We start from the raw sequence: 18,606 nt of genomic DNA, 5'->3' as shown, positions 1-18,606 counted from the left end.
GCTTGCAAAGCGGTCTGGCATCCCTGCGTACGATTTGCAAAAGGCGGCGGAGTTTTCGAAAACTCCGCACCGGAGCCTTTGAAGGCTCCGGTCCGATTTCTTCGAAGAAATCGGCCCCGACTCAGCCGTAATGCGCCACGGGCGTCCCGGCGATGGCGGACATGTTCAGCAGGCCGCGCGCGGTGATGGCGGGGGTCACCACATGCGCCTTGTTGCCCATGCCCATCAGGATCGGGCCGACCTCCAGCCCCCCGGCCTTGACCTTCAGGATGTTGCGCACGCCTGACGCCACCTCGGAGGAGGCGAAGACCAGCACGTTGGCCGCCCCTTCGTAGCGCGAGCCGGGCAGCAAGCGGTCGCGGATCGACTGGTCGAGGGCCGCGTCGATGTTCATTTCGCCCTCGTAGGCGAAATCGGGTTCGCGCAGGTCCAGAAGCTCGAGCGCGTCGCGCATCCGGCGGGCCGAGGCGTTGTCCATGTTGCCGAACTGGCTTTGCGTGCAGAGCGCGATCTTCGGCGTCAGGCCGAAGCGGCGGACATGCCGCGCTGCGCCGATCACGGTCTCCATGATCTGCTGCGGCGTGGGTTCGGGATGCACATGGGTGTCGGCGATGAACAGGGGGCCGTCCTCGAGGATCATCATCGACAGCGCCGCCACCGGGTGCAGCCCGCCGCGGGCGAGGATCTGGCGGACATAGCCCAGGTGCCAGTTGAATTGCCCGAAGGTGCCGCAGATCATGCTGTCGGCTTCCTCGCGGTGGACCATGATCGCGGCGATGGCGGTGGTATTGGTGCGCATCACGGCGCGGGCGATGTCGGGCGTCACCCCGCGCCGGGCCATCAGGTCGTGATAAGTGCCCCAGTAGTCGCGGTAGCGGTGGTCGTTCTCCGGGTTCACCAGATGGAAGTCGCGGCCCGGGCGGATCGGCAGGCCATAGCGTTCGCAGCGTGCCTCTATCACCTCTGGGCGGCCGATCAGGATCGGAACCTCGGTGGTCTCCTCGAGGATCGCATTGGCCGCGCGCAGCACCCGCTCGTCCTCGCCTTCCGCAAAGACGATCCGGCGCGAGGCGGTGCGGGCGGCCTCGAACACCGGGCGCATGAGAAGCGCGGACTTGAACACCGAGCCGTCGAGCTTGCGCTTGTAGGCGTCGAGGTCGGCGATGGGGCGGGTAGCAACGCCGGTTTCCATCGCCGCACGCGCGACCGCCGAGGCGACGGTGCCGATCAGGCGGGGATCAAAGGGTTTCGGGATCAGGTAGTCGGGGCCGAAGGCCAGCGTCTCGCCCCGGTAGGCGGCGGCGGCCTCGGCCGATGTGGTGGCGCGGGCAAGGGCGGCGATGCCTTCGATGCAGGCGATTTCCATCGCGTCGTTGATCGTGGTGGCACCCACGTCCAGCGCACCGCGGAAGATGAAGGGAAAGCACAGGACGTTGTTGACCTGATTGGGAAAATCGCTGCGACCTGTGGCGATGATCGCGGTGGGGGCAACCTCGCGCACGGCATCGGGCAGGATTTCGGGGGTGGGATTGGCAAGGGCGAAGATGATCGGGTTCGGAGCCATCGCCTTGATCATGTCCTGCGTCAGGACGCCGGGGCCGGACAGGCCAAGGAACAGGTCGGCACCCGGGATCACGTCGGCCAGCGTTCCCGGAGAGCTGCCCTGCGCAAAAGCCGCCTTTTGCGGGGTCATCTGTTCGGGGCGGTCCTTGTAGACCAGCCCGTCAAGGTCGCACAGCCAGACATTCTCGCGCCGGACGCCCAGTTTGACCAGCATTTCAAGGCAGGCGATGCCCGCAGCGCCGCCGCCGGTCGAGACAACCTTGATGTCCTGGAACCGCTTGCCCGCGACGATCATCGCATTGGTCGCCGCCGCGCCTACCACGATCGCGGTGCCGTGCTGGTCGTCGTGAAAGACGGGGATGTTCATCCGCTCGCGGCAGAGCTTCTCGACGATGAAGCAGTCGGGGGCCTTGATGTCCTCGAGGTTCACCGCGCCAAAGGAAGGTTCCAGCGCGCAGACGATCTCGGCCAGTTTCACCGGGTCGGGTTCATTCACCTCGATGTCGAAGCAGTCGATGTTGGCGAATTTCTTGAACAGGACGGCCTTGCCTTCCATGACGGGTTTGGAGGCCAACGCGCCGATGTTGCCAAGGCCGAGGACCGCGGTGCCGTTCGAGATGACAGCGACGAGGTTGCCCCGCGAGGTGTAGCGGCTGGCCGTCGCCGGGTCGGCCTTGATTTCCAGGCAGGCCTCGGCCACGCCGGGAGAATAGGCGCGGGCGAGGTCGCGGCCGTTGGCAAGGGGCTTTGTCGCGCGGATTTCCAGTTTTCCCGGTTTGGGAAACTCGTGGTAATCCAGCGCCGCCTGCCGCGCGTTGTCGTTCCTGGCCTCGTCCATCAATCCCTCCCGCAAAACTGGTTCAGCGTTGAACCAGTATTTCCAGACCGCCAAGTTGCGGCTTTCCGCAGCCGGCTTGCAAATCGGCCTGGCGCCGATCACCATGGCGCCATAGCACGGGGAATGCCATGACGGAAACACGCGCGGAAGTTCGGCTGCCGACGAAAGAGCTTCGTGAGGATCTGCCCTTCTACACGAAGACCCTCGGGTTCAGGCTGGACATGATCTTTCCCGCCGACAACCCCGAGGTGGCGGTGCTGTCCGGCCACGGGCTGCGGCTGCGCATCCAGAAGGGGGCGCCCGAAAGCCCCGGCACGCTGCGCATCCTTACCGACGACAAGGGCTTTGCCGGGGGTGCGAAGGAGCTGGTCGCGCCGAACGGCACGCGGGTGGAGATCGACGAGCTGAACCCTCCGGTGGTCACGCCCGCGACCGAACATGCCTTCGTGGTGCGCCGCCTGGCCGACCAGGCGCCCTGGGTTATCGGGCGGGCGGGGATGGAGTATCGCGACCTGATCCCGACGCGGCTTGGCGGGGCGATGATCGCCAGCCACATCCGCGTGCCGGATGGTCCGGTGCCGGACATGGTGCATTTCCACAAGGTCGGCTTCCAGCTGATCTTCTGCGTCGCGGGCTGGGTGGACGTGCTCTACGAGGATCAGGGCGACGTGCGCCGCATCCATGCCGGCGACTGCTTCATCCAGCCGCCGGGCATCCGCCACAAGGTGCTGCATTCCGAAGGCGTGCAGGTGGTGGAGATCGGGGTGCCTGCGGAACACGTCACCGAGATCGACCACGAGATGACCCTGCCGACCCCGCATTACCGGCCCGAGCGGGAATGGGAGGGGCAGCGTTTCGTCCACGACATCGGGGCGGAGGGCGTGTTCCGTCCTTTCCGCATTCCAGGCTTCGAGGCCCGCGACACCACGATCATGGCGGCGACGAAGGGCGTGGCATCGGTGATGGTGGCCCGGCCCACGGGCAAGCCGGCGCCCTGGACGGTGCATGAGGGCGACATCCTCTTCACCTTCGTGATGCAGGGCGGCATGGTGCTGGAGGGCGAGGGGAAGGAGCCATACCGGCTGGAACCGGGCGATGCCTTCGTGATTCCGCCCGGGATGGCCACGCGCTACGCCGATCCGACGCCCGACCTGGAGCTTCTGGAAGTGACGCTGCCGGGTAACCCGATGACGCGGGTGGTCGAGAGCTGAAGCCTCCTCCTGCGCCTTCGGCGCGTCGTCGGGGACGGCGACGAGAAGCCGAAGGCGCACGAGGAGCAGAGCCGGCTTGCGGAAATCGACGCGTCGCCGCACACTCTGACCAAATGGTCAAAGAGGGAATGTCGATGACGCTGAAGGAGGCCGCGACGGCGGTGCGGGAAAGGGCCTATGCCCCCTATTCACGCTTCAAGGTGGGCGCGGCGCTGCGGTCCACCAGCGGCGCGGTGCATGTCGGCTGCAACGTGGAGAACGTGGCCTATCCCGAGGGCACCTGCGCCGAGGCCGGGGCGATCGCGGCGATGATCGCGGCGGGCGATGCCCGGATCGCCGAGGTCTGCGTCATCGCCGACAGCCCCGATCCCGTGCCCCCCTGCGGCGGCTGCCGCCAGAAGATCGCCGAGTTCGCCGATCAGGACGTCCGTGTCACGCTGTGCACCACGGACGGGAAGGAGAAGGTAATGACCGTGGCCGAGCTGCTGCCAGGCGTCTTCACGGCGGCCCACATGGAGCGGACGTGACCGACGCGCGCGCCATCATCGCGGCGATCCGGGACGGCCGAAGGCCGGCGCCGGAAGAGCTGCGCTGGTTCGCGGCCGGGCTCGCCTCGGGCGAGGTCACCGATGCGCAGGCCGGCGCCTTCGCCATGGCGGTCCTGCTGAAGGGCCTGGGCGAGGAGGGCCGCGTCGCCCTGACGAAAGGCATGCGCGACAGCGGCAAGGTCCTCGCCTGGGACCTGCCCGGCCCGGTGGTGGACAAGCATTCGACCGGGGGGATCGGCGATTGCACCTCGCTGCTGCTTGCGCCGGCGCTGGCGGTCTGCGGCGCCTATGTGCCGATGATCTCGGGCCGGGGCCTCGGCCATACCGGGGGCACGCTGGACAAGCTGGAGGCGATCCCGGGCTTTCGCACCGGGCTGTCCGAGGCGGCCCTGCGCCGGCAGATGGCCGAGGTGCATTGCGCGATCGTCGCGGCCTCGGCCGATCTCGCCCCTGCGGACAAGCGGCTTTACGCGATCCGCGACGTGTCGGGGACGGTGGAGTCGATCGACCTGATCACCGCCTCGATCCTGTCGAAGAAGCTGGCGGCGGGGCTTGAGGCGCTGGTGCTGGACGTGAAATGCGGCAGCGGCGCCTTCATGAAGACGGCCGAGCAGGCCGAGGCGCTGGCCCGCGCGCTGGTGACGACGGCGCAGGGCGCGGGCTGCATGACCTCGGCGCTGATCACCGACATGTCGCAGCCGCTGGCCACCGCGGCGGGCAATGCGCTGGAGGTGATCGAGGTGATGGAGACGCTGACCGGCACCTCGGTCAATGCGGCGCTGTGGGATGTGACCGTGGCGCTGGGCGGCGAGGCGCTGGCGCTGGCGGGGCTGGCGGCGGATGCCGAGGACGGCGAGGGACGGATTGCCGAGGCGCTGGAATCGGGAGCCGCGGCGGAATGTTTCGGGCGGATGGTCGTGGCGCAGGGCGGGCCGGCCGATTTCGTCGAGCGCTGGCCGGACCGGCTGCCCTCGGCCCCGGTGATGATGGAAGTGCCGGCGCTGGCCGATGGCTTCGTGGCGCGGATCGACGCCGAGGCGCTGGGTCTTGCGGTCGTCCATCTGGGCGGGGGCCGCCTGCGCGAGGGCGACCGGGTCAACCCCTCGGTTGGCCTGTCGGACCTGGCCGGGATCGGCGAGGAGGCGGGGGCGGGCGTGCCCCTGGCGATGGTCCACGCGGTGACCGAGGACGCGGCGCGCACCGCGGTCAAGGCGGTGCAGGCGGCCTACATGATCGCCCCGTCGGCGCCCGAGGAACCGGCGCTGGTGCAGAAGAGGATCGGCTGAGATGGCACAGGGGCATGGACGCGCCTTTCTGGTGGTGATGGATTCGGTCGGCTGCGGCGGGGCGCCGGATGCGGCGGCCTTTGGCGACGAAGGTGCGAACACGCTGGGCCATATCGCCGCGGCCTGCTCCGAGGGCCGGGCGGAGGCCGGGCGCAGCGGCCCCCTGCGGATGCCGAACCTCGACCGGCTGGGGCTCGGGGCGGCGATCCGGCTGGCCTCGGGCGCGCCGACGCCGGGGCTCGAGGCGGTGCCCGAGGGGTTGTGGGGCGCGGCCGAGGAAGTGTCGAAGGGGAAGGACACCCCGTCCGGGCACTGGGAGCTGGCCGGCGTGCCGGTGCCCTGGGACTGGACCTATTTCCCCGACGCGGTGCCGGCCTTCCCCGACGACATCGTGGCCGAGGTCTGTCGGCTGGCGGGGACCGAGGGGATCCTGGGGAACTGCCATGCCTCGGGGGTGCCGATCATCGCCGAGCATTGCGAAGAGCACCTGCGCACCGGCTGGCCGATCTGCTACACCAGCGCCGACAGCGTGTTCCAGATCGCCGCGCATGAAGAGGCCTTCGGGCTGGAGCGGCTGTTGAAGCTCTGCGCCGACCTGGCGCCGATGCTGCATGCCCGGAAGGTGGGCCGGGTGATCGCGCGCCCCTTCACCGGCACTTGCGGCGACTTCAGGCGGACGGCGAACCGGAAGGACTTCGCCATCGCGCCGCCGGCGCCGACGCTTCTGGACTGGGTAGCGGGAGCTGGCCGCGCCACCCATGCAATCGGCAAGATCGGCGACATCTTCTCGATGCGCGGGATCGGGACGCTGCACAAGGGCAAGTCGGATGCCGACCTTTTCGAACATCTGGTGCGGCTGGGGGCCGAAGCGGAGCCCGGTTCCTTGACCTTTGCGAACTTCGTCGAGTTCGACACGCTGTATGGCCACCCGCGCGACGTGTCGGGCTATGCCCGGGCCCTGGAATGGTTCGATGCCCAGGTGCCGCGGTTCCTGGCCAACCTGCGGCCCGGAGACCTGGCGATCTTCACGGCCGACCACGGCAACGATCCGACCTGGCGCGGGACCGAGCACACGCGCGAGCGGGTGCCGGTGGTGGGCTGGGGGACGGGTCCGCGGGCGGTGGGTCTGCGCGGATTCTTGGACGTGGGGGCGAGCGTGGCGGCGCATCTGGGGGTCGCCTCGCAAGGGCCGGGGCGGAGTTTCCTGTGACCTGCTCCCGGGGGTTTCACACCCCCGGACCCCCGTGGGATATTTTCGGACAGATGAAGGCAGGGAGGGTTTCGTGAGCGGATTGCCGAAGGTCGAGTTGCATCTGCACCTGGAGGGGGCGGCGCCTCCTGCCTTCATCGCGGGGCTGGCGAAGGAGAAGCATCTGGACATATCCGGGGTGTTCGATGCGGCCGGGAACTACCGCTACAGGGACTTCCGGGACTTCCTGAAGGTCTACGAGGCGGCGACCTCGGCCTTGCAGAGCCCCGATGACTATGCGCGGCTGACCCTGGCGGTGCTGGAGGAATCCGCAGGTTCGGGGGTGGTCTATTCCGAGACCTTCCTGTCGCCCGATTTCTGCGGCGGGCGCGATGTCGGCGCCTGGCGGGAATATCTGCACGCAATGCGCGAGGCTGCCGATCTGGCCGAGCGGCGGATGGGGATCATCCTTCGCGGGATCGTCACCTGCATCCGACATTTCGGCCCGGAGAAGGCGCGCGAGACGGCGGTCTGTGCGGCCGAGACGGCGGGAGACTGGATCGTCGGGTTCGGGATTGCGGGCGACGAGAAGGTGGGGGCGCCGAAGGACTTCCGCTGGGCCTTCGACTGCGCGCGCGAGGCAGGGCTGCGGCTGACGGCGCATGCCGGGGAATGGGGCGGGCCGGAGAGCGTGCGGGACGCGGTGCGCGATCTGGGGGTGGAGCGGATCGGGCACGGGGTGCGGGCGATCGAGGATCTGGCCCTTGTGGACGAACTGGCGGAGAAGGGGATCGTGCTGGAGGTATGCCCGGGGTCGAACGTGACGCTGGGGATCTATCCGAGCTTCCGCGCCCATCCGATCCACGAGCTTGACCGTCGCGGGGTGAAGGTCACGATCAGCACGGACGATCCGCCCTTCTTCCACACCACGATGGCCCGGGAATACGAGGAGCTGCACCGCGCTTTCGACTGGGACGAGGGGCAATTCCGGCGCATCGCGCGGCAGTCGCTTGACGCGGCGTTTTGCGATGCCGATACCAAGGCGAGGATCGGAAAGCTCTTGGAGGCCTGAAATGCTGGATCACCTGACCGTCGTCAGTCACCCGTTGGTCCAGCACAAGCTGACCCTGATGCGCGAGAAGGACACCTCGACCGCGTCGTTCCGCAAGCTTCTGCGAGAGATCAGCCTGCTTCTGGCCTACGAGGTCACGCGCGAGCTGCCGATGACGACCAAGCGCATCGAGACTCCGCTGGAGGAAATGGACGCGCCCATGATCGAAGGCAAGAAGCTGGCGCTGGTCTCGATCCTGCGGGCGGGCAACGGCCTTCTGGACGGGATCCTGGAGCTGATCCCGGCGGCACGGGTGGGGTTCATAGGGCTTTACCGCGACCCCGAGACGCTTCAGCCGGTGCAGTACTATTGCAAGCTGCCCGAGCACATGGAGGACCGCATCGCCATCGTCGTCGATCCGATGCTGGCCACGGGCAATTCCAGCGCGGCGGCCGTGTCCCTGCTGAAACAGGCGGGGGCGAAGCAGATCCGCTTTCTCTGCCTTCTGGCGGCGCCCGAGGGCATCGCACGAATGAAGGAGGCCCATCCCGACGTGCCGATCGTCACGGCGGCGGTAGACAGCCACCTGAACGACCACGGCTACATCGTGCCCGGCCTCGGGGATGCCGGAGACCGGATGTTCGGGACCAAGTGATGCGTGCGGTCGTGACGACGGCCGCCCTGATCGCGCTGGCCGCGCCTGCCCTGGCCCGTGACCCGATCCGCCCGGCCGAAGTGCCGCCGCCGGATTATGCCGGCGAGCAATACGTCGATTCCAGGGGCTGCATGTTCGTGCGCGCGGGGACCGCCGCGCAAGTGGTCTGGGTCCCCCGGGTGAGCCGCGACGGGACGCCGTCCTGCGGCAATCCGCCGTCCGGGCGCCGGGTTCCGGTGGCCGAGGAAATCGGCGTTCAACCCTATGCTCCCGGGCAAGCCGCATCTGCGGCGCCGGTGACAGCGGAAGCGGGAGACCCTGCCCCGGGCGGCGGTGACAGCGGCGGGTATTTCGTCGATGTCGGCCGTTTCGGAGATGCCGGGAATGCGGAACGGGCCGAGGCGAAGCTGATGTCCCTGGGTCATTCGGTGGTGCGGGGCAGGGTCCAAGGCGGCAGTTCGACCCTGATCACGGTCTTTGCCGGCCCGTTCCCGGATGCAGCGGCCGCAGAAAAAGCCCGCGCAGCCTTGCGAGACGCCGGGTTTCCCGACGCGGCCGTGATGGGGCGCTGACCGGCAACCCTCCGGACCGCGCGCCGCCGCGACCGGGACGGCCGGTCTAGGTGCCGCAGATTCCCTGCAGGGCCACCCAGGAGTCGTCGGGGATCAGCGGCGACGGTGCGAGCCCCTTGTAGGGGTCTGCGGCCAGAAGCCCGGCAGTTGCCTTGCCTTCCGGGTCGATCGCAAGGGCGTAGGGCGTCGCAGGGATCTGCGCGGCCTCGAAGGCGGCGAGAATCTGGGCATCCGGCACATCGACCGGTGCGGCCCGCAAGGCGGCTTCTCCGTAGCCGACGATGGCGTCGTCCGGCAGGGCGGCCGTGGTCAGAAGCGCCAGCGTCGCGCGCAGTCCGGCATGGTTCAGCAGGGGGATGATTGGATCGCGGGCCCGGGCGCGCAACCGCTCGACCAGGGCCGCCCCGGCCGCAGCCTCGGGGCCGTTCGCCTGTTCGATCAGCCGGCGCGGCAGCACGATCACGTCGCCGGGCAGGTGCAGGGGCTGCTCGACCCCTGCGGGCATGACGTAGAGGATCGGCGTGTCGACCGGGCCGAACACCCGCTCTGCCAGAGCCGCCAGCGCCTGAAGCCCCAGCCGGTTGTTGCAGTTCGCGCCCGTGACCCGCGCCAGATCGTCCAGGGCGCGCTGGCCGATGTCGGCCCGCTGCGCCGGGGGCACCACCGAGGCTGTATGCCGGACCAGGGCGCCCGGCAGCCAGAACACGCCAACCGCGACCACGGCCAGCGCCGTGGCACCGAGGATCGCCCCCCGCAGCCGACCCGGCCGGGCGGTTGCCGCCTGGACGGCATGGCGTACCGCGGCCAGCGCCTCGATCATGTCGGGATCGGTCAGTTCCAGGCTTTCGGCGGCATCGGGACCCGGGGCAAAGACCGGGGGATCCTCGCCCCGGTTGACCCTTTCGATCGCGGGAAGCGACCAGTGGCTGATCGCGGTGCCGCTTTTCGGATCGGACAGGACCAGCGTCGCGTCGCCGAAGCGCACCAGCACCTCCCGCCGCTGATCCTGCGGCGTCTCGCGCCACAGGCCGCCACATTCCAGCCTCTGATACTTCTTCAATGCCGTCATCGGCCGGGGGGTCTCTGCCTGTTTGGCGCAAGTCTATCCGGCCCCTGCGGCGGCGACAATCACCCTTCCCGGACCTCCGTGCCGAAGGTGCATCCGCGACCGGGATTTGCCTTGCGGCGTCGCGTTCGGGCTGGAAGGGCCCGGAAAGCCCGGTCATTCAGGAGGAAACGAACCCGAGCAGGACCATGAACGCACCGCAGAACCGAACCCTGGCCGCCTTCGGTGCGGTGCTGGTCTATGCCTTCGTGATCGCCTTCACCGACAATTTCGTGCGGGTGATCGCCCGTGACGGCGGCCTGTGGCAGTTCCATGCCACGCGCACCGCCATGGCCTTCGTCCTGCTGGCGCTGGCGGCGGTGCCGTTCGGGCTGAGGCTCTGGCCCAGACGCCCCGGTCCCGTGCTGGCCCGGTCCGCGATCCATGCGGCGGCGATGGTAATCTACTTCGGCGCGCTGGCCTTTCTGCCGGTAGCGCAGGTCGCGGCGGGCCTGTTCACCGCGCCGATCTTCGTTCTTCTGATCCAGCGGTTCCTCTATGGCCACCCGATCGGCGCGCTTCAGGTCCTGGCCGTGTTCACCGGTTTTCTGGGCGTGGTGCTGGTGCTGGGCCCCGAGGCGATGACCGGAGCCACCTTCGCGGCGCTGTTGCCAGTCATTTCGGGTGCGCTTTATGCCATGGGCAACATCGCCACGCGGGAATGGTGCGCGGGCGAGACGGCCGAGACGATCCTGGCCGGCTTTTTCGGCATGCTGGGGGTGATCGGGCTGGTGGGCATGGCGGTGCTGTGGCTGGTGCCGCTGCCGGTGGCCGAAGGCGCGGAGGGGTTCCTGCTGCGCGGGCCGGTCTGGCCGACGGGGGAGTTCCTGTGGTGGACCTTCGTGCAGGCAGCGGGTTCGCTTCTGGGCGTGGGGATGATCGTGAAGGCCTACCAGATCGCCGAGGCCTCGCGGGTGTCGGTCTTCGAATATGTGATCCTGCCCGCCTCGGCCGCCTGGGGGCTGATCCTGTGGGGCGAACGGCTGAGCTGGATCGCCATGGCCGGCATGGGCCTCATCGTGCTGGCCGGCGTGCTGATTGCCCGACCGGCGCCGAATCAGTCGCCCGCACGATCTTCCACGGCCTCGCGCCAGTGACGGCGGCAGAGGCTGACGTAGGTCTCGTTTCCGCCGATCACCACCTGTTCGCCTTCCTTCAGCGCCCGCCCGTCGGGACCGCGGCGGATGACCATGGTGGCCTTCTTGCCGCACTGGCAGATCGTGCGCACCTCGCGCATCTCGTCGGCCCAGGCAAGGAGGGCGGCCGAGCCGGGAAAGAGGTTGCCCTGGAAATCGACCCGCAATCCGTAGCACATGATCGGCACACCGAGGTCATCCACCGCGCGGGCCAGCTGCCAGACCTGCGGCTTGGACAGGAACTGCGCCTCGTCGATGAAGACGCAGGCCACGGGCCCGGCTGCGAAGCGCGACTTCAGCTTTTCGAACATGTCCTCGTCGGGCGAGAAGGTATCGGCCTCCTCGCCGATGCCGATGCGGCTGGCGATGCGGCCCTGGCCGGCGCGGTGGTCGAGGCGCGCGGTGATGAGGTAGGTCTGCATCCCGCCCTCGCGGTAGTTGTGCGAGGCTTGCAGCAGCGCGGTCGATTTCCCCGCGTTCATCGTCGAGTAGTGGAAATACAGCTTGGCCATGGCGTGAAGCCCTAGCCGATGACCGGGCCGCGCTGCAAGACGCCACGCGCGACCCGGTTTACCGCAGGAAACCACCCAAGGGCGGGACCGCAGGCCCGGAACGACACACACACACAAACGCGGAGCTGATCCGCCTACTGGTAAACACGGGCCCGCCGCGTTTCGTCGGCTCCGCCGTCATACCTTTGCAAGGGATGATGCGACGGGCCCCACCCTTGCCGATGCTGGGGACATCGGCCACTCGCTAACGTTCCGGATTGCCCGGAACCGCTTTATCCATGACAAAGCCTTCCCATCCGATTAATGGGAAAAAAATGACGGGTTTCCCCGGGGCTTGACGCGGGGGCAAGGCAGTGGAGTTGGTGATGTCGGTCGCGTCCTACCTGAAGAAGCACACCGAGGCGCTGGTCAAGGATGTAGGGATCGAGGCGGCCTGCGAGTTGACCGGCAAGTCCAAGGCGACGCTCGGTCGCTATTATTCCGACAGCGACGAACATTACGACCGGTTCATGCCGATCGACGTGGTGGCCGCGCTGGAAGGCGCGAGCCGCTTTCCGCATGTGACCGCCGCCCTGGCCGACCTTCGGGGCATCACGCTGTCCTATGACGGCGAGCGGCGCAATTCGACCAGCTCCGGGGTGAACCACGATGTCGTGGCCCTGGCGCAGCGGTTCGGGATCCTGATGGCGGAATACAACCAGGCCATCGGCGACGGAAAGATTTCCGTCAACGAGGCCAAGCGGCTTCTGCGTGAGACGCTGGCGATCCAGCAAGTGCTGTTGGAAATGAAGCTGAACCTCGAAGAAGAGGCGGGCTGAGGCGGTCAGGCGCGGCCAAGAATTTTCTCGAGAATTCTCGGCGATGTCCTGCCGCCGGGATCGGCCCGCCTGGCCGCCTTAGCGTGCGTCGCGGCGCGGGGCGAAGCTGCCGCCTTGCGGTTTCGCCGGGCGCTGGCCGCCGGGCTTGCCCTGGCCCTGGGGCCGACTCTGGCCGCCGGGCTTGGCCGGGCGTGCGCCCTGCGGCTTCGCCGTCAGCTTCTGGCCCTGGCGTCCGCCGTTGCCTTGCCTCTGCCCGCGATTCTGGCCCGGACGCGGGGCCGCCGCGACCACATCCGCCGCCCAGGGAGCGCCACCCACCACCGGCAGAGGCTTCTTCAGAAGCTTCTCGATGGCTTGCAGTTCAACCATCTCGGCGGGCGCACAGAAGCTGATCGAGGATCCCTCGGCCCCCGCCCGCGCGGTGCGGCCGATGCGGTGGACGTAGTTTTCCGGCACGTTCGGCATGTCGTAGTTGTAGACGTGGCGCACCGTCGGAATGTCGATCCCCCGCGCGGCGACATCGGTCGCGACCAGCACATCCAGTTCGCCCGCCCTGAATTCACCCAAGGTCCGGTCGCGCTGGTTCTGGCTCTTGTTGCCGTGGATCGAGCCGACCTTGAAGCCCCAGGAGGCCAGCAGCTTCGCGAGCTTCTCGGACCCATGCTTGGTGCGGCCGAAGACCAGGGCCTGCTCGCCCGGGTGCTTCTTCAGATACTCTTCCAGAAGCTTCGCCTTGTCGCCGTTCGGGATGAAGTGGACGCCCTGGCTGATCCTGTCGGCGGGCTTGCCGGGCGGCGCGACCTGCACCTTGACCGGGTCGCGCAGGTAGGTGTCGGCGATCTCGCCGATGTCCTTGGGCATGGTGGCGCTGAACAGCAGCGTCTGGCGACGCAGCGGGATGTGCCTGGCGATCTTCCGCAGGGAATGGATGAAGCCCATGTCGAGCATGTGGTCGGCTTCGTCCAGCACCAGGTAGCCGCATTTCTCCAGGCTCACGTCGCCGCGTTCCAGGAGGTCGATCAGGCGGCCGGGGGTGGCGACCAGCACATCGGTCCCGCGCAACAGCGCCTGGGCCTGCTTGAACAGCGAAGCGCCGCCGACGACCATCGTCACCTTGACGGCGGTGCCCTTGGTGAAGACCTCGAAGTTGTCCTTGATCTGGCCGATCAGTTCCCGCGTCGGCGCGAGGATCAGCGCCCGGACGTGCTTCGGCCCCGGCGGGTGGCCGATGTCGAGCAGGCGGTGGAGGAGCGGCAGGCCGAAGGCCGCGGTCTTGCCGGTGCCGGTTTGCGCCAGGCCCATCAGGTCGCGACCCTGCATGATGTGCGGGATCGCCTGCGCCTGGATCGGCGTGGGGGTCTTCAGCGTGGTCTTTTCCAGCGCCTTCAGGATTTTCGGCGACAGGCCGAGGTCGGCAAACGTGGTCATGGGTTCATCCATTCGTCAAAGGGCCCGCGACCCTCGCCCCGGACCAATGCCCGTGACCGTGCCGCGCGGCGGCGCCCCTGCGTGATGGTGGGAACCTTTCATCCGGGCCATACGGCGCCTCACGCGGGCGCTGGCTCCGGACAGAGGGGAGATGGGGGCAATCGCGGCCCAAGTCAATGCCAAAGCGCTTGCACAAGCGGTCTGGACCTTGAAACGCGCCGGGCGTATCACTTGCCGCACCAGCGTATCGGGTCTCTCGTCTTGCCCGGCGACCGTGCATTGCCGCGATCGCAGACCATAGAAGTTCCGTAGATTCAACCACTTGTCCGGATGCTGCCTGCCATGCCGAAATTTCATCGTATCGCCGCCATCTGCGTCCTGGTCGCCGCCGGAGCCTGGATTGCGACCGGAGAATTCTCTTCGGTCGGCAGCGCGCAGGTCGCCGAGGGTAAGGAAATCCCGACGCCCGAGACCCCGGTGCAGGACCCTGCGCCGCTGGTGCGCACCGTGGCAGCGGTCGAGCCGGCCTTTGTCGATCATGCCCGCGCCATCCGTCTGTCCGGCATCACCGAGGCCGACAAGCGCACCGATCTGGCCGCGCGGGCCGAGGGCGTGATTGCCGCGCTGGCCCTGACCAAGGGTGGCGTGGTCGCGGCGGGGCAGGTCGTCATGGAGCTGGAAGGCCCCGAGACGGTCGCACAGGAAGAGATCGCCCGCATCGCCCTGGCCCAGAAGGAACGCGACCTTGAAGTTGCGGAGCGGCTTTACGAGGGCGGCAGCACGTCGGAGTCGAACCTGACCAATGCGCGCTCGGCGCGCGACGCGGCGCAGGCCGAACTGAATCGCGCCCGCGCTGCCGCCGACCGACTGCGGCTGAAGGCGCCCTTCGCCGGGGTTGTCGATACCGTGTCGGTGGAACTGGGCGAATGGGTGCAGACCGGGACGCCGGTTGCCACGATCCTGTCGCTGGACCCGATCCTGGTGAAGGCCGAGGTAAGTGAGGTCGATCTTGCGGCGGTCACGGTCGGTTCCACCGCCAAGGTGCGGTTGGTCAACGGGACCGAGATGGACGGGACCGTGCGGTTGGTGGCACGGGAAGCCTCGGCCCAGACGAGGACCTTCCCGGTCGAGATCGCCTTGCCGAACCCGCGCATGGCGCTGCCCTCGGGGATGACGGCGCAGGTCACGGTCTTTGCCGCGCCAGTCCGGGCCGTAGTGGTGCCCCGGTCGATCATTACCCTGTCGGACGAAGGCAAGCTTGGCCTGCGCGTGGTGGGCGACGACAACATCGCGCAATTCGCCGCCGTCACGATCATCGACGACACGCCCGAGGGTCTTGTCGTCACCGGCGTCCCTGAAGGCGTGCGGATCATTACTGCCGGGCAGGACCTGGTGCGCAACGGGGATACCGTCAAGGTCGCCGCGGGGATCGGCCAATGAGACTGGTCGAAACCGCCATTGCCAATGCCAGGCTGACGATTTCGGTCCTGCTGTTCCTGATGCTGGCCGGGGCGATGGCCTATGTCTCGATCCCGAAAGAGGCCGAGCCGGACATCCAGATCCCGATCCTCTACGTCAGCCTGCACTACGACGGCATCTCGCCCGAGGACAGCGAGCGGCTCTTGCTGCGGCCGATGGAGACGGCGCTGAAGTCGATCACCGGCATCAAGAAGATGACCTCGACCGCCTATCAGAACGGCGGCAACGTGGTGATCGAGTTCCAGGCCGGCGCCGACCTGAAGAAGGCGCTGGATGACGTGCGGACCAAGGTGGACCAGGCGCGGCCCGAGCTGCCTTCTGGCGCCGACGAGCCCACGGTCAACGAGGTCAACATCTCGGAATTCCCGGTCCTTGTCATCACCCTGTCGGGCGACGTGCCGGAACGGGTCATGGCGAAGGCCGGGCGCGAGCTGCGCGACCGGATCGAGGAACTGCCCCAGGTGCTGAACGCCGACCTTCAGGGCGTGCGCGACGATCAGGTCGAGGTGGTGATCGACCCCGGCAAGCTCGCGAGTTACGGGCTGCGCCCGGACATCCTGATCGCGGGCTTTGCCGCCGGAAACCAGCTGGTCGCGGCGGGGGCCTTGCAGGGCGCCGAGGGTCGCTATGCGATCAAGGTGCCGTCGCTGCTGGAAACGATCGAGGATGTGGCCAATCTGCCGGTGGTGTCCACCGGGACGGCCACGGTCCGCGTGCGCGACATCGCCGACATCCTGCCCACGCTGAAGGAACCCGAGACGGTGACCCGCCTGAACGGCGCCCCGGCCATCGCCATCGAGGTGTCCAAGCGCACCGGCGCGAACCTGATCGAGACGGTGGACCAGGTTAAGGCCGTCACCGAGGCGTTCCGCAGGTTCCTGCCCGAGGGGACGGAAGTCACCTTCAGCCAGGACAAGTCGAAGGACATCCGGCAGCTGCTGTTCGACCTGCAGAACTCGGTCCTGACGGCGGTGATCCTGGTGTTCATCGTCATCCTTTACGCCCTGTCGGTGCGGGCCTCATTGCTGATCGGGCTGGCGATTCCTGCATCCTTCCTGATGGGAATGCTGGCCCTGTCGCTGATGGGCTACACGGTGAACATCGTCGTGCTGTTCAGTCTGATCCTCGCCGTGGGCATGCTGGTCGATGACGCGATCATCGTCACCGAATACGCCGAGCGCCGGATGACCGAGGGGATGGAAAAGCGCGAAGCCTTCGCGATGGCCTCGCACCGGATGACTGGCCCGGTGGTGGCGGCGACCATGACGCGGGTCGCGGCCTTCTCGCCACTCTTGTTCTGGCCCGGCATCGTCGGCGAGTTCATGAAATACATGCCGATCACGCTGATCGTCACGCTGTCGGCCTCGCTGGTCTATGCGCTGATCTTCGTGCCGACGCTGGGCGCGATCATCGCCAAGCCGTTCAAGCACCCGCCCCAGCACAGGGACGGGCCTTACATGTGGGTTGCCGGCAAGGCGGTGCGGCATCCCTGGATCATGCTTTTCCTGGCCGTCGCGCTCCTGGTCTCGGTCCCCTATGCCTATGCGAAATACGGCAAGGGCGTGATCTTCTTCCCTGACGTGGAGCCCGAGTATGGCCTTCTCTACGTCAAGGCACGGGGGAACCTGTCCATTGCCGAGAAGGACGCTCTGGTCGCGCAGGCCGAGGCGCGCATCCTGGGCTGGCCGGGGATCGAGACAGTCTATACCCGCACCGGCGCAGGCGGCGGGATGGGCAACGAGGTCGATGCCGACGTGATCGGGGTGATCCAGTACGAATTCGTCGACTGGCGCGAACGGAAGAACGCCAATGCCATCCTCGCCGACCTGCGGCAGGCGATGGTGGGGATTCCGGGCGTGGATATCCAGGTCTCGGTCCCCCAGGCGGGGCCGCCGACCGGCAAGGCGATCCAGCTGCAACTGTCGGCCGACGACCCGACCCACCTGAACGAGGTCGCGGTGCAGGTGGCGGCGAGGCTGGCGCAGGTGCCGGACGTGATCGACATCTCGAACGGCCTGCCGCCCCCCGGCGTGGACTGGGAGCTTCAGGTCGACCGCGCGGCCGCCTCGCGCTATGGCATCGCGCCCGCGACCGTGGGGGCGATGGTGCAGCTGGTGACGGGGGGCCTCAAGCTGTCGGATTACCGGCCGGCCGGGGCCGATGATGCAGTGGACATCGTGCTGCGCCTTCCCGTGGACCAGCGCACGATCTCGGCGCTGGACCAGCTGCGTATCCAGACGGCGGAAGGCTCGGTCCCGATCTCGAACTTCGTCACCCGCAGCGCCGCCCCGACGACCGGCACGCTGACCCGGCTTGACGGGTCGAGGACCGTCACGGTGCAGGCCGGCATCCGCGAGGGGGTGCAGGCCGACGCGGTCTATGCGCAGATCACCAGAGAGATGGAGGCCGCGGGGCTGGACCAATACGGCATCCGCTGGAAACTGGCCGGCGAGGATGCCGAACAGGCCGAGGCCGGCGCCTTCCTGTCAAAGGCCTTCGCGGCGGCGATCTTCCTGATCTTCGTCGTGCTGCTGGCGCAGTTCAACAGCTTTACCCTGGTCGGGCTGGTGCTGTCGGCGGTGGTCATGTCCACCATCGGCGTGCTTCTGGGCCTGATGATCATGGGGCAGCCCTTCACCATGGTGATGACCGGCATCGGCATCATCGCGCTGGCGGGCGTGGTGGTGAACAACAACATCGTGCTGATCGACACCTACGACACGCTCCGCCGCGCGGGGCGGCCGAAGATCGAGGCGATCCTGCAGACCTGCCGCGAACGCGCCCGCCCCGTGGTCCTGACGGCGCTGACCGCGATCCTCGGCGTGCTGCCCATCGCCTTCGGCCTGAACCTGGAACTGCTCAGCCACGAAGTGACCATCGGCGCGCCCTCGACCCAGTGGTGGATCGCGCTGTCGTCGGCCATCGTCTACGGCCTGGCCTTTGCCACGGTGCTGACGCTGATCATCATCCCGTCGCTCCTCATGCTGGTGACGCGGGCCGACCATCCGAAGCCCTGGTTCTGGCAGCGCGAGAAGCGCCGCGCCTGGTATGCCGAGCATCGACCGGAGAAGCTGCGGGGCAGGGGCCGCGCGCAGCCGGCGGAATAGGGCGACTGCTGTGCCATGCCGCCCCATGCCGTGCGCAGGCTTCGCTGCGCGGCGGCCCGGGGTCAGCCGTGGGACGGGGCCACGGAAATGAAAAAGGGACGGCAATGC

15 protein-coding genes are annotated in these 18,606 nt (G+C 67.9%); 11 read left to right on the top strand and 4 right to left on the bottom strand.

Annotated elements, in window-relative coordinates; genetic code table 11:
- Positions 1-121: 121 nt before the first annotated feature.
- On the bottom strand, positions 122-2,401 hold the full coding sequence (locus ACK4IU_RS06505; protein WP_409732839.1) for an NADP-dependent malic enzyme: 2,280 nt from the start codon (positions 2,399-2,401) through the stop codon (positions 122-124).
- A gap of 128 nt (positions 2,402-2,529) precedes the next feature.
- Between ACK4IU_RS06505 and ACK4IU_RS06500 the strand changes: the two genes are divergently transcribed.
- The 7 genes from ACK4IU_RS06500 to ACK4IU_RS06470 all read left to right on the top strand — a co-directional run bounded on the left by ACK4IU_RS06500 (position 2,530) and on the right by ACK4IU_RS06470 (position 8,913).
- On the top strand, positions 2,530-3,612 hold the full coding sequence (locus tag ACK4IU_RS06500) for a cupin domain-containing protein (RefSeq protein ID WP_409732837.1): 1,083 nt from the start codon (positions 2,530-2,532) through the stop codon (positions 3,610-3,612).
- A 113-nt stretch (positions 3,613-3,725) separates the two neighbouring features.
- Positions 3,726-4,139: a cytidine deaminase gene (locus ACK4IU_RS06495; RefSeq protein ID WP_409732835.1), complete on the top strand. Its 414-nt coding sequence runs from the start codon at positions 3,726-3,728 to the stop codon at positions 4,137-4,139.
- Positions 4,136-5,446, top strand: a complete 1,311-nt coding sequence (locus ACK4IU_RS06490) for a thymidine phosphorylase (protein WP_409732833.1) — start codon at positions 4,136-4,138, stop codon at positions 5,444-5,446. The genes ACK4IU_RS06495 and ACK4IU_RS06490 overlap by 4 nt, the downstream gene beginning before the upstream one ends.
- A gap of 1 nt (position 5,447) precedes the next feature.
- On the top strand, positions 5,448-6,656 hold the full coding sequence (locus tag ACK4IU_RS06485) for a phosphopentomutase (RefSeq protein ID WP_409732831.1): 1,209 nt from the start codon (positions 5,448-5,450) through the stop codon (positions 6,654-6,656).
- Positions 6,657-6,729: 73 nt separating this feature from the next.
- Positions 6,730-7,707 carry an adenosine deaminase gene (locus ACK4IU_RS06480; protein ID WP_409732829.1) on the top strand — a complete coding sequence of 326 codons (978 nt, stop codon included), beginning with the start codon at positions 6,730-6,732 and terminating at the stop codon, positions 7,705-7,707.
- Position 7,708: 1 nt separating this feature from the next.
- Entirely contained in the window at positions 7,709-8,341 is a 633-nt protein-coding gene (gene upp / locus ACK4IU_RS06475) for a uracil phosphoribosyltransferase (protein WP_149589358.1), read from the top strand.
- Positions 8,341-8,913: an SPOR domain-containing protein gene (locus ACK4IU_RS06470; protein WP_409732827.1), complete on the top strand. Its 573-nt coding sequence runs from the start codon at positions 8,341-8,343 to the stop codon at positions 8,911-8,913. Before upp ends, ACK4IU_RS06470 begins: the two co-directional genes overlap by 1 nt.
- Positions 8,914-8,959: 46 nt before the next feature.
- On the opposite strand, the gene ACK4IU_RS06465 is transcribed toward ACK4IU_RS06470, so the two are convergent.
- Complete coding sequence (locus tag ACK4IU_RS06465; protein WP_409732825.1) at positions 8,960-9,982, bottom strand: hypothetical protein; 1,023 nt, start codon at positions 9,980-9,982, stop codon at positions 8,960-8,962.
- Positions 9,983-10,167: 185 nt separating this feature from the next.
- On the opposite strand from ACK4IU_RS06465, the gene ACK4IU_RS06460 reads away from it, so the two are divergent.
- On the top strand, positions 10,168-11,115 hold the full coding sequence (locus ACK4IU_RS06460; protein ID WP_409732823.1) for a DMT family transporter: 948 nt from the start codon (positions 10,168-10,170) through the stop codon (positions 11,113-11,115).
- Here ACK4IU_RS06460 and ACK4IU_RS06455 read toward each other — a convergent pair.
- Positions 11,076-11,666: a thymidine kinase gene (locus tag ACK4IU_RS06455; RefSeq protein ID WP_409732821.1), complete on the bottom strand. Its 591-nt coding sequence runs from the start codon at positions 11,664-11,666 to the stop codon at positions 11,076-11,078. The two genes, ACK4IU_RS06460 and ACK4IU_RS06455, sit on opposite strands and share 40 nt — an antisense overlap.
- A 365-nt stretch (positions 11,667-12,031) precedes the next feature.
- On the opposite strand from ACK4IU_RS06455, the gene ACK4IU_RS06450 reads away from it, so the two are divergent.
- Positions 12,032-12,484 carry a hypothetical protein gene (locus tag ACK4IU_RS06450; RefSeq protein WP_409732819.1) on the top strand — a complete coding sequence of 151 codons (453 nt, stop codon included), beginning with the start codon at positions 12,032-12,034 and terminating at the stop codon, positions 12,482-12,484.
- A 78-nt stretch (positions 12,485-12,562) separates the two neighbouring features.
- Here the strand turns inward: ACK4IU_RS06450 and ACK4IU_RS06445 are convergent, their stop codons facing one another.
- A complete protein-coding gene (locus ACK4IU_RS06445) occupies positions 12,563-13,912 on the bottom strand; it encodes a DEAD/DEAH box helicase (protein ID WP_409732817.1) in 1,350 nt (449 codons plus the stop codon).
- A gap of 342 nt (positions 13,913-14,254) precedes the next feature.
- Between ACK4IU_RS06445 and ACK4IU_RS06440 the strand changes: the two genes are divergently transcribed.
- A complete protein-coding gene (locus ACK4IU_RS06440) occupies positions 14,255-15,352 on the top strand; it encodes an efflux RND transporter periplasmic adaptor subunit (RefSeq protein WP_409732815.1) in 1,098 nt (365 codons plus the stop codon).
- Complete coding sequence (locus tag ACK4IU_RS06435; protein WP_409732813.1) at positions 15,349-18,498, top strand: efflux RND transporter permease subunit; 3,150 nt, start codon at positions 15,349-15,351, stop codon at positions 18,496-18,498. Before ACK4IU_RS06440 ends, ACK4IU_RS06435 begins: the two co-directional genes overlap by 4 nt.
- Positions 18,499-18,606: the final 108 nt, after the last annotated feature.

The sequence above is a fragment of the Tabrizicola flagellatus genome (assembly GCF_046295235.1).
GTDB lineage: Bacteria > Pseudomonadota > Alphaproteobacteria > Rhodobacterales > Rhodobacteraceae > Tabrizicola > Tabrizicola flagellata_A.
Note: the sequence above shows the minus strand (reverse complement) of the source record. Positions and strands in the feature narration are given on the sequence as shown.